Origin of the sequence: Amycolatopsis sp. NBC_01307, from assembly GCF_035975215.1 — a bacterium.
Lineage (GTDB): Bacteria > Actinomycetota > Actinomycetes > Mycobacteriales > Pseudonocardiaceae > Amycolatopsis.
The window spans coordinates 4,571,790-4,584,580 of sequence record NZ_CP108403.1; the positions used below are offsets into that span (position 1 = coordinate 4,571,790).

Below are 12,791 nucleotides of genomic sequence, written 5' to 3' on the forward strand. Positions count from 1 at the left end.
TCACTTTTTCGCGAAGTGGCCGAGCCAGCGCAGCACCGCTTCTGCCGTTTCCGCGGCGTGCTCCGTGCTCATCGTGAAGTGGTCGCCCGGCACGCGGGCCGACTCGTGGGCCAGCGGCCAGACCGACGTCCGCTCCGCCGAGGTCAAGGGCTCCTCCCCCGGCGGCATTGGCACGGCGTCCTCCGGCCGCAGCACCAGCGTCGGCGTCGCCAGTTCTTCCGGCCGCCACTCGCGCAGCAGTTCGGTGTACGCGGATGCCGCCGTGACCGCGTGGTCGTGGTAGGTCGCCGCGCCCGCTTGGGCCGCTCCGTGCACCAACGCGCGGGACAGCCTCGGAGCCAGGCCGCCCGGGAGGTAGCTGTCCAGCAGGACCACTCCGGACGGTGCCAGGCCTTGGCGCTCCAGCCGGACCGTGACCGCGTGTGCGAGCAGGCCGCCCGCCGAGATTCCCAGCAGTGCGAACGGTTTCCCGTCCGCGCACGCGGTGACCGCGGCCGTCAGGACGTCGACCAGCGCGGCGAACGACGGTGCGAGCCGCTCGTCCGCCGCGTAGCCCGGCGGGAGGACGACCGACGTCTCCCCGGGGAAGCACCGGGCGAGCTGCGCGAAGTTCAGCACGTGGTCGAACGCCGTCAGCGGCGGGAGACCGATCAGGTGCGGCCCGTCCGGCCCGCCGCCGAGCCGGACGACCTTGGCGGTCTCGCCGCCGGTGAACCGCTCCCGCAGTGCGGCCGCGCCGAGGCCGAACCGGTGCATCTCCTCGCCGAGGCCGCGTTCGGCCAAGTCCCGGTAGACGCCGCCGAGCGTGCCGTCCGGGGCCGCGTCTCCGTCGAGCAGCGGGGCCAGGTGCCGGGCGATGGCGGCGGGGGTGCCGTGGTCGTAGACCAGCGCCGCGGTGAGGCGCAGGCCGGTCGCCGACGCGAGGCGGTCGCGCAGGCCCACGGCGGTGAGCGAGTCGAGGCCGAGGTCGCGGAAGGGGCGGTCGGCGGCGATCGCGCCGGACCCCGCGTGACCCAGTTCGGCCGCGGCCTCGGTGCGGACCAGGTCGGTCAGCGCGTCGATCCGGGCCGCCGGGCCGAGGCTCCGCAAGCGCGGGAGGGCCGTGCCCGCCGGTTCCGGGACGACCAGGGCGTCGACCGCCGCGGGCACGCCGGCCAGCAGCGGGCTGGGCCGCGCCGCGGTGAAGATCGGCGCGAACCGGGTCCAGTCGACGTCCGCGACGACGGCGGTGACCCGCTGCTCGCGCAGCACCGCGCGCAGCCCGGACAGCGCCGGACCGGGGGCCATCGTCCGCACCGCCCGGCGGTGCAGGTGTTCGCGCGCGTCCTCCTCGGTGGTCATGCCGTCGGCCCAGGCGCCCCAGGCGACCGACACCGCGGCTTCGCCCCGGGCGCGCCGGATCTCGGCCAGCGCGTCGAGGTGGCTGTTGGCCGCCGCGTACGCCCCCTGCCCGGCGGCGCCCCAGATCGCGGCCGCCGACGAGAACAGCACGAACGCGTCCAGGTCGCCCGTCAGCTCGTCCAGGTGACGAGCGCCGGAAACCTTGGCCGCCAACACGTTCTCGAGAGCCTCGGGCGTGCAGTCGGCCACGGTGACGGCGCCACCGGAGACGCCGGCGGCGTGCACGACGGCGTCCGGCGGGTACTCCGCCAGCACCCGCGCGACGGTGTCCCGGTCCGCGACGTCCCCGGCGACCAGGCTCACCCGGACACCGGCTTTCTCGACGTCCGTGGCCAGCTCCGCCGCCCCGGGCGCGGTGCCCCCACGACGGCTCAGCAGCACCAGGTGCGCCGCTCCCGCTTCGGCCAGCCAGCGGACGACGTGCCCGGCGACGCCGCCGGTGCCGCCCGTCACCAGGACCGTGCCCCGCGGTGTCCAGCCCGGTCCGGCCGGGACCGGGCGCGCCGGGACCAGCCGGCGGGCGAACACCCCCACCGCGCGGACGGCGACCTGGTCCTCCGATCCGCCGATGACCGCGAGCACCCGCTGAACGACGGTCTCGTCGAGCGTCCCGGGCACGTCGACCAAGCCGCCCCAGCGGCCGGGGTGCTCCAGGGCGAGGGTCCGGCCGAGGCCCCACACCTGCGCGGCGGCGGCGTCGGACGGCACGTCGTCGCCCCCGGTCCCGACGGCCCCGGACGTCACCACCCAGACGCGCGGGCCGTCCTCCGCGAGCAGGGATTGCAGCACCGGCAACGCGCTCACGGCGGCCGTGGCCCGCACGAGGACGGCGTCCGGGGGTCCGTCGTCGCCCAGCGCCGTGGCGAGCGCAGGGTCACCGAGCACCCGCACTCGGGGTCGCGCCGGCGCGGGTTCCGGCAGCCGGGTCCACTCGACCTGGTAGCGCCACGGCCGGAGCACGGCCTCGCCGTGCCGCTCGCGGTGCCAGCGGGTCAGCTCGGGCAGGACGTCGCGCAGCCGCTCCGGATCGGGCAGGGCGAGGACCTCGCTCAGCGACTCGGCGTCCTCCGCCGCCACCGCCTCCCAGAACGACGTCTCGGCGTGGTCGCGGGCCGGCGCGGACTCCAGCCAGTAGTGCTGCCGCTGGAACGCCGTCGTCGGCAGCGGCACGACCGGGACGTCCGCCGGCACCACCGGTGCCCAGTCCACCGGGACGCCGTGGACGAACAGCTCGGCCAGCCCCGTCAGCAGGGTCTCGCGTTCGGGCCGGTCACGACGGGACAGGGCGACGGCGACCGCGTCACCGTCCGGCCCGCGGACCGCGGCCGCGAGACCGCCACCGGGCCCGGCCTCCACCACCGCCACGCCGCGGTCGAGCAGCACGCGGGTCACGTCGGCGAACCGGACCGGGCTGCGCACCTGACCCACCCAGTACTCCGCCGTGTCCACAGTGGACTCGACGCCGGTCACCGCGGAGATCAGCGGGATCGACGGCGGGGCGTACGTCACGGTCCCGGCGACCTCGGCGAACTCCGCGAGCACCGGCTCGACCAGCCCGGAGTGGAACGCCCGGTCGACGTCGAGGGTGGTGGTGCGGACGCCGAGTGACGCCGCGGCCGCGTGCACGGCCGCCGCTTCCCCGGAGAGCACGACGGCCTCGGGGCCGTTGACCGCGGCCAGCCAGACGCCGTCGCCGAGGACCGGCCGGACGGCCGTTTCGGAGGCCGCCACCGCGACCATCGCCCCGCCGGCGGGCAGGGCCTGCATGAGGCGGCCCCGCGTCGCGACCAGTTTCGCCGCGTCGGGCAACGAGAACACGCCCGCGACGTACGCCGCGGTCAGCTCGCCCAGCGAATGCCCAGCCACCACCGCCGGGCGGACACCGAACGACGCCAGCAGCCGCACCAGCGCGACCTCCATCGCGAACAACGCGGCCTGTGTGTAAGCGGTCTCGTGCACCAGTTCCGACGCGATCGCCGCGCGCAGCGGCCGCTCGAGGTAGCCGTCGAACTCGGCGCAGACCTCGTCGAAGGCCTCGGCGTACACCGGGAACGCCTCGTACAGCTCGCGGCCCATGCCGGGCCGTTGCGCGCCCTGGCCGGTGAACACGAGCGCGACGTCGAGCGCGCGCGGCCCGGCGACCCCGTGCAGGCCCGCCCCGGCGGCGATCGCTTCCAGGCCGTCGGCCGCCTGCTGCGGGGTTTCGGCGAGGACGACGGCGCGGTGGTCCCACCGCGCCCGGCCGGTCAGCAGGGAGCGGGCCACGCTCGCCGCCGGCAGCCCGGCGACGGCGGCGGCGAGCTTCCCGGCCTGCTCGGCCAGCCCGGCGGCCGTGCGGGCCGACACCACCAGCGGCACCGCGCCCGCCGCGACGGGCGGCTCGGGCCGGGCGGCGGCCGGGGCCTGCTCCAGGACGACGTGGGCGTTGGTCCCGCTGACGCCGAAGGCGGACACCCCGGCGCGACGCGGCCGGCCGGCTTCCGGCCACGGCGCCGGTGCGGTGAGCAGCCGGATCGCACCGGACGTCCAGTCCACCTTCGCCGACGGCCGGTCCGCGTGCAGGGTCTTCGGCAGCATGCCGTGGCGCAGCGCCAGGACCATCTTGATCACCCCGGCGACCCCGGCCGCGGACTGCGTGTGCCCGACGTTCGACTTCAGCGACCCGAGCAGCAGCGGCCGCTCCCGGTCGCGGCCGTAGGTCGCCAGCAGCGCCTGCGCCTCGATCGGGTCACCCAGGGTCGTCCCGGTGCCGTGCGCCTCCACGGCGTCCACTTCGGACGGTGCCACCCGGGCGTCGGCGAGGGCCTGCCGGATCACCGCCTGCTGCGCCGGGCCGTTCGGCGCGGTCAGGCCGTTCGACGCGCCATCGGAGTTGACCGCCGACCCGCGCACCACGGCCAAGACCTCCCGGCCGTCGCGGACCGCGTCGGAAAGCCGTTGCAGCACCAGCACTCCGACGCCCTCACCCCAGCCCGTGCCGTCGGCATCGTCCGAAAAGGACTTGCAGCGGCCGTCGGCCGCGAGGCCGCGCTGGCGGGCGAACTCGACGAACGCGGCGGGCGTCGCCATCACCGTCGCACCGCCGGCCAGCGCCATCGAGCACTCCCCCGACCGCAGCGCCTGCGCGGCCAGGTGGATCGCCACCAGCGACGACGAGCATGCCGTGTCGAGCGTGACCGAGGGGCCGCGCAGGCCGAGCGTGTAGGACACCCGGCCGGACAGCACGCTCGCCGACGAGCCGGTCAGCGCGTAGCCGGCGAGGTCGTCCGACGCCGGGCCGGCGCCGTAGCCGAGGACCGCCGCGCCGAAGTACACGCCGACGTCCTGCCCGCGCAACGACGTCGGGGCGACCCCCGAGCGTTCCAGGGCCTCCCACGACGTCTGCAGCAGCAGCCGCTGCTGCGGGTCCATCGCCAGTGCTTCACGCGGCGAGATCCCGAAGAACTCCGGGTCGAACAGCCCGGCGTCGTGCAGGAACGCCCCGGCCAGGCTGTAGGTCTTCCCCGGGGTGCCGGGCGTGGGGTCGTAGACGGCGCCGGCGTCCCAGCCGCGGCCCGCGGGGAACTCGGTGACCGCGTCGGTGCCCGCGGACAGCAGGTCCCACAACGCTTCCGGGCCGTCGACGCCGCCGGGCAGGTGCACGCCCATGCCGACGATCACGATCGGGTCGTCGGCGATGACCGCGGCCACCGGTGCCGCCGGAGCCACCGCGGCGCCGAACAGCTCGTCGTGCAGGTGCGCGGCGAGCGCGGCCGGATCCGGGTGGTCGAACACGACGGTGACCGGCAACGCGAGCCCGGTCGCGGTGGCCAGCCGGGTGCGCAGTTCCATCGCCGTGAGCGAGTCGAACCCGGCGTCGCGGAAGGCGCGAGCCGCCGGGACCTCGTCCTGCTCGCCCAGCACCGCGGTGGCCTGGGCCTGGACCACGCCGGTGAGGTGGCCGAGCCGGGCCGGGCGATCGAGGCCGCGCAGGCGTGCCCGCAGGGTTTCGGCCGCGGTGACGTCGGGGACGTCCGGTGCGGCGGCAGCGGCGGTGGCTTCGGGGATGCCGTCGAGCAGCGGGCTCGGGCGGGCCGCGGTGAACAGCGGCGCGAACCGCGGCCAGTCCACCGCCGCGACGACGGCGGCCGGGCGGCCGTCACGCAGGGCGGCCCGCAGCGCCGAGAGGGCGAGGTCCGGGGCCATGGTGAGCACCGCGCGGCGGGCGAACCCGGCACCGGCCTCCTCGGCCATGCCGCCGGCCCAGGCCCCCCAGGCGACCGACAGCGCGGCCTGGCCCCGGGCGTGGCGGATCTCGGCCAGGGCGTCGAGGTGGCTGTTCGCGGCGGCGTAGGCGCCCTGCCCGGCGGCACCCCAGGTCGCGGCGGCCGAGGAGAACAGCACGAACGCGTCCAGGTCGCCCGTCAGCTCGTCCAGGTGACGCGCCCCGACGACCTTCGCGCGGACCTCGTCGAGGTCTTCCGGCGTGCAGTCGGCGACGGCCACCGCGCCGCCCGGGACACCGGCGGCGTGCACGACGGCGTCCGGCGGGTACTCCGCCAGCACCCGCGCCACGGTCTCGCGGTCCGCCACGTCGCCGGCCACCAGCGTCACGCGGACGTCGAGCGCGGCCAGGTCCGCCGCGCCGGGCGCGTCGGCGCCGCGGCGGCTCAGCAGCACCAGGTGCTCGGCCCCGGCTTCGGCGAGCCAGCGGACGACGTGCCGGCCGACGCCGCCGGTGCCGCCGGTCACCAGGACCGTCCCGCGCGGCGTCCAGCCCGGGCCTGCGGCATTGGCGGCACGGACGAGCCGGCGGGCGTACAGGCCGGTCGCGCGCACGGCGACCTGGTCCTCGGGTCCTTGCAACGCGCTGAGCAGCCGCCGGGCCGTGGTCTCGTCGGCGTCGGCGGGCAGGTCGATCAGCCCGCCCCAGCGGCCGGGGTGCTCCAGCGCGGCGGTGCGGCCGAGGCCCCAGACCTCGGCGGCCGCGGCGTCGTCGGGGGCGCTGTCGACGCCGACGGCGCCGCGGGTCACCACCCAGACGCGGCCGGTGTCCGCGGCGAGCGCGGCCTGGATGCGCGGCAACGCGGTCCGCGCGTCCGCGGCGAAGACGACGACGCCGTCGGCCGGGCCGGTCCCGGCGCCCGGCAGACCGGCGAGCACGGGGTCGTCGCCGTCCACGAGCCAGCGTCCGGTGCCGGCCGGTTCGGGGACGCGCACCCACTCGACGCGGTAGCGCCACGAGGCGGCCGTGGCGGCGTCGCGGCGGGTGGCGCGCCAGCGTGTCAGGCCGGGCACCAGGGCGCGCAGGGCGTCCTGGTCGGTGCCGGAGAGGGTGTCGCCGAGGGTGGCGAGGTCGTCCTGCGCGACGGCGTCCCAGAAGTCGCCGTCGGAGCCCGCCGCGGTGGCCGGGCGCGGCGTGAGCCAGAAGCGTTCCTCCTGGAAGACCGTGGTCGGCAGCGGGACGATGCCGGTGTGCCCGGCGGGGAAGGCGCCGGTCCAGTCGACGTCGACGCCGTGGACGAACAGCTCGGCCGCGGACTTGAGCAACCGCGGCCATTCGGGCCGGTCGCGGCGCAGGGTCCCGGCGACCAGCACGGCGTCGTCGTCGAGGGTCTCGCGCACGGCCGGGCCGAGCACCGGGTGCGAACTGGTCTCGAGGAACACGCGGTGGCCTTCGCCGGCCAGTGTGCGGATCGCGTCGGCGAAGCGGACGGTGCCGCGCAGGTTGCGGAACCAGTAGTCCGGCGGCAGCGGCGCGGTGATCCACGCACTGTCCACAGTGGAGTACCACGGGACGGCCGGGACCTCGCTCGGGACGTCGCCGAGGGCGGCACGCAGGTCGGCCTCGATCCCTTCGACCTGGGCGGTGTGCGAGGCGTAGTCCACCGGCACGCGGCGGACGCGGATGTCCTTGGCGCGGTACAGCTCTTCGAGGTCGTCGAGCGCCTCCGGGACGCCGGCGAGCACGACGGCGGACGGCGAGTTCACGGCCGCGATCTCGACGCCGTCGACGAGCGCGACCTCGTCGGCACCGACCGCGACGGACAGCATCCCGCCGTGGCCGGCCAGCCGCCGGCCGATGATCCGGCTGCGGACGGCGACCACGCGGGCGGCGTCTTCGAGGGACAGCGCTCCGGCGACACACGCCGCAGCGATCTCGCCCTGGGAGTGCCCGACGACGGCGTCCGGCCGCACGCCCAGCGACTCCCACACCGCGGCGAGCGACACCATGACCGCGAACGACACCGGCTGGACGACGTCCACGGCGTCGAGGGGCCGGCCTTCGCGCACCACGTCGGCCAGGGACCAGTCCACGTGCGGTGCCAGGGCGGCCGCGCACGCTTCCATCCGGGCCGCGAAGACCGGGTTCGCCGCCCACAGTTCCCGGCCCATCCCGGTCCACTGCGCGCCTTGGCCGGGGAACACCCAGGTCAGCGGGCCGCCCGGCCCGGCGACGCCGGTCACGACGTCGGCGCGGTCCTCGGTGATGCGGCGCAGGGCGTCGGCGGGCTCGTCGGAGAGGACGACGGCGCGGTGCTCCCAGGTGGCGCGGGAGCGGACCAGCGACCAGCCGACACCGGCCGCTTCTCCGACGACCGATGCCAGCCGTGCGGCCTGCTCGGCCAGCCCGGTCGCCGAACGGGCCGAGACCACGAGCGGCACCAGCCCGTCGGCCGGCTCCGGGCGCACGGGCGCGGGTCCCTGCTCCAGGACGAGGTGGGCGTTGGTGCCGCTGACGCCGAACGACGACACCCCGGCGCGGCGGGGCCGGTCGCCTTCCGGCCAGGGCCGGGCCTCGGTGAGCAGCCGGACCGCGCCGGTCGTCCAGTCCACTTCGGACGTCGGCGCGTCGGCGTACAGCGTCCGGGGCAGGACTCCGTGGCGCATGGCCAGGATCATCTTGAGCACGCCCGCGACGCCGGCCGCGGCCTGGGTGTGCCCGATGTTGGACTTCAGCGACCCCAGCCACAACGGTTCCGAGCGGTCCTGACCGTACGTCGCGAGGAGCGCCTGCGCCTCGATCGGATCACCGAGGGACGTCCCGGTGCCGTGCGCCTCGACGGCGTCCACATCGGACGGTCGCAGGCCCGCGTTGGCCAGGGCCCGCCGGATCACGGCCTGCTGTGCGGGTCCGTTCGGTGCGGTGAGCCCGTTGGACGCGCCGTCCTGGTTGACGGCCGTCCCGCGTACGACGGCCAGGACCTCACGGCCTTCGCGCAGGGCGTCGGAAAGCCGTTGCAGCACCACGACTCCGACGCCTTCGGCCCAGCCGGTTCCGTCGGCTTCGTCCGAAAAGGACTTGCAGCGGCCGTCGGCGGCCAAGCCGCGCTGGCGCGAGAACTCGACGAAGACGCCCGGGGTCGCCATCACCGTGGCCCCGCCCGCCAGGGCCATCGAGCACTCCCCCGACCGCAGCGACTGCGCGGCCAGGTGGATGGTGACCAGCGACGACGAGCACGCGGTGTCGACCGTGACGGCGGGTCCGCGCAGGCCGAGGACGTACGAGACGCGCCCGGCCGCGACGCTGCCGGCGGCGCCGGTGCCCAGCATCCCTTCGAGGCCGCTGTCGTGCGCGCCGGTGCCGTAGTCGTGGTACATCAGGCCGGTGAACACGCCGATGTCCTGGCCCCGCACCGAATCCGGGGCGATCCCGGCGCGTTCGAGGGCCTCCCACGACGTCTGCAGCAGCAGCCGCTGCTGGGGGTCCATGGCGAGGGCCTCGCGGCGGGAGATCCCGAAGAAGCCCGGGTCGAACAGCGCCGCGTCGTGCAGGAAGCCGCCGTGGCGGGTGTAGGACTTGCCCGCGGCGTCCGGGTCGGGGTCGTAGAGCGCCTCGACGTCCCAGCCGCGGTCGGCGGGGAACGGCGTCACGGCGTCGACCCCGCCGTCGAGCAGCGCCCACAGCTCGTCCGGGGTGCGCACGCCGCCGGGCAGGCGCAGACCCATGCCGACGACGGCGATCGGGTCGTCGGTGGCCACCACGGTGGCCGGTGCCGCGGTCGTGGTCCCGCCCAGGAGGGTGTCGCGCAGGTGCCCGGCCAGTTCGGCCGGGCTCGGGAAGTCGAAGACGACGGTGGCGGGCAGCGTGACGCCGGTCGCGGCGGTGAGCCGGTTGCGCAGTTCGACGGCGGTCAGCGAGTCGAAGCCGGCGTCGCGGAAGGGCCGGGTGGCGCCGACGGTGGTGCCCGCGCCGAGCACGGCGGCGGCCTCGGTGCGGACGAGGGTGAGCAGCGCGGCCGCGTCGGCGTTCGTGACGCGCGGTTCCCGGCCGGCCCGGCGGCGCACCGGCCCGACCAGGTCGTTCAGCAGCGCCGGGACGTCGCCGGTGCGGGCGTGCTCGCGCAGTGCGGGGACATCGAACTCGGCCGGGACCAGCACGGTGGTGGCCGAGGCGAGCGCGGCGTCGAACAGCCGCATCCCGTGCCCGGGGTCGAGGGCCCGGATGCCGGCGCGGGCCAGCCGCGCGCCGTCGGCGGCCGCGCCCAAGCCGTCGCTCCACAGGCCCCACGCGAGTGACTGCGCGGGCCGCCCGGCCGCCCGGCGGCGGACGGCGAGGGCGTCGAGGAACGCGTTGGCCGCGGCGTAGTTGCCCTGGCCCGCGCCGCCGAGCACGCCGGACAGCGACGAGAAGAGCACGAACGCCCGGAGGTCGGCGTCGCGGGTCAGCTCGTCGAGGTGCACGGCGGCGTCGACCTTGGGCCGGAACACAGTCTCGACGCGGGCGGCGTCGAGGGCGGTGACGACGCCGTCGTCCAGCACGCCCGCGGCGTGGACCACGGCGGTCAGCGGCGCGTCGGCGGGCACGCGGGCGAGCAGGGCGCGGACCTGCTCGCGGTCGCCGAGGTCGGCGGCGGCCACCTCGACCCGCGCGCCCAGGCCGCGCAGGTCGTCGCACAGTTCGGCGACGCCGGGCGCGGTCTCGCCGCGGCGGGAGGCGAGGAGCAGGCTGCGCACCCCGTGCTCGGCGACGACGTGCCGGGCGACGAGCGAGCCGAGGGTGCCGGTGCCGCCGGTGATCAGCACGGTGCCCGCCGGGTGGAGCGCGCTCGACCCGGTGTCGCGCCGGGCGCGGACCAGCCGGGGCACCCGGACCTGGCCGTCGCGGAGCGCGCACTGGTTCTCCGCCGGTCCGGCGGGATCGCGCCAGGACGTGCCGGGCGCGGGTGCGTCGCCGAGGTCGACGAGCGCGAACCGGCCCGGGTGCTCGGCCTGCGCCGCGCGGACCAGGCCCCAGACGGCGGCCGCGGCCGGGTCGGCGAGCGCGTCCCGGGTGAGGACGACGAGCCTTGCTTCCTTTCGACGCGGGTCGGCGAGGAAGGCCTGCAGCACGTCGAGCACGCCGGTGACGGCTTCCCGGGCACCGGCGGTTTCGACGAAGAGCAGCACCTGCGTACCGGCTGAGGCCGCGGCCAGTCCTGCCGCGTCGGTGATGATCACGGCCGGGACCGCCGGGGCGTCGGACGGGGTCACGGACCGCCAGTCCACTGTGTACAGAGCGTCGTCCTGGGCCTCGAGCTGGACGGGAGCGGGGCGAGTCACCAAGGAGCCCACCGAAAGCACGGGTACGCCGGTCGGGTCGGTCAGGGCGATCGCCAGCCCGCCGGTGCCGTCGGGCCGGAGGTGGACGCGGGCCGCCGACGCGCCGTCGGCGTGGACCACGACGTCGCGCCAGGCGAACGGCAGCGCCGCGGTGCCGGCGGCCGGCGCGGCCGGGTGCAGGGCGGCGTCGAACAACGCCGGGTGGATCGTGTACCCGGCGATGTCGGCACCTTCGGGCAGCTCGATCTCGGCGTACAGGTCGTCGCCGCGGCGCCAGGCGGCGGTGAGGCAGCGGAAGAGCGGGCCGTACCCCAAGCCGCGATCGGCCAGGTCGTCGTAGCAGCCTTCGACGTCCACGGGTTCCGCGCCGGGCGGCGGCCACTCGGCCACGTCGGCCGGCGGGGCCGGGACGTCGGCGGCCAGCACGCCGCTCGCGTGCCGCGTCCACGGGCCGTCGCCCCGGCGGGAGTACACGCCGACGGTGCGGCGGCCGTCGTCGTCCGGCCCGGCGACCACCCGCAGCTGCGGCTCGGCGCCGTCGGTCACCGGCAGCGGCGTTTCGATCACGAGTTCCCGCAGCACGGGCAGGCCGAGCCGGTCGCCGGCCTGGACGGCGAGTTCGACGAGCGCGGTGCCGGGGAGCAGGGTGACGCCGCCCACGGTGTGGTCGGCCAGCCACGGCAGCGCGGTGTGCGAGAGCCGGCCGGTCAGGACGAGGCCGCCGGACTCGGGATCGTCGACGGCGGCGCGCAGCATCGGGTGCGCGAGCTTGTCCTGCCCGAGCCCGGCCGGGTCCGCGGTCGCGGCGGGCCGGGCGAGCCAGAAGTGTTCGCGCCGGAACGCCGTGACCGGCAAGGGAACGTTGGCCCGGTAGCCCGGCGGGAAGAGCGGCGTCCAGTCGACGTCGGCGCCGTGCGCGAAGGCCTCGGCCAGCCCGGCGAGGAACGTCGTGACCTCGCCCCGGCCACGGCGGGAAAGGGCGGCCACCGCCGGTCCGGCCGCGTCGATCAGGGGCGTCAGCGCGGCGTCGGGGCCGACTTCCAGCACGGCCGCCACGAACCGGTCCAGCAGCGTCGTGACGGCGTCGGCGAAGCGCACCGGCCGTCGTACCTGGTCGACCCAGTAGCCCGCCGAGCACAGCTCCGCCCCGGCGACCGCACCGGACACAGTGGACACCAGCGGCACCACCGGCTCGTGGTACTCGACCCGGGTAGCCACCTCGGCGAACTCCGCCAGCATCGGCTCGACCAGTCCGGAGTGGAACGCCTGCGAGACGGTCAGCCGCTTCACCCGGTACGGCAGCCGCTCCGCCGCGGCCTCGATGGCTTCGGCGGTCCCGGACAGCACCACGGACTGCGGGCCGTTCACCGCGGCGAGCCAGACGCCGTCGCCCAGTACGGAGTGGACGTCCACTTCGGACGCTTCGACGGCCACCATCGCGCCACCGGCGGGCAGCGCCTGCATCAGCCGTCCGCGAGCGGCGACGAGCATCGCCGCGTCCGGCAAGGAGAACACGCCCGCGACGTGGGCCGCGGTGATCTCGCCGAGCGAGTGCCCGGCGACCACCCGTGGCTTCAGCCCGAACGACTCCAGCAGTCGCACCATCGCGACCTCGACCGCGAACAACCCCGCCTGCGTGTAGCAGGTCTCGTGCACCAGGTCCGACGCGATCACTTCGCGCAGCGGCCGGTCCAAGTGCCGATCGAACTCCGCGCACACCTCGTCGAAGGCCGTCGCGAACACCGGGAACTCCGCCGCCAGCTCCGCACCCATCCCGATCCGCTGCGCACCCTGACCGGTGAACACCAGCGCGACGCCGTGACGCGCCGGGTCGGCTTCGCCGCGGACCACCGTCCCGCCGCGCAGGG

1 protein-coding gene (only partly in view) is annotated in these 12,791 nt (G+C 76.5%); it reads right to left on the reverse strand.

Annotated features, from left to right (window positions below):
• On the reverse strand, positions 1 to 12,791 hold the final stretch of the coding sequence (locus tag OG439_RS19390; protein WP_326950764.1) for an SDR family NAD(P)-dependent oxidoreductase. 22,927 nt of this gene lie beyond the right edge of the window; 12,791 of the gene's 35,718 nt are visible here — the last part of the coding sequence; the start codon falls outside the window, past its right edge — the gene reads right to left on this strand; its stop codon occupies positions 1 to 3.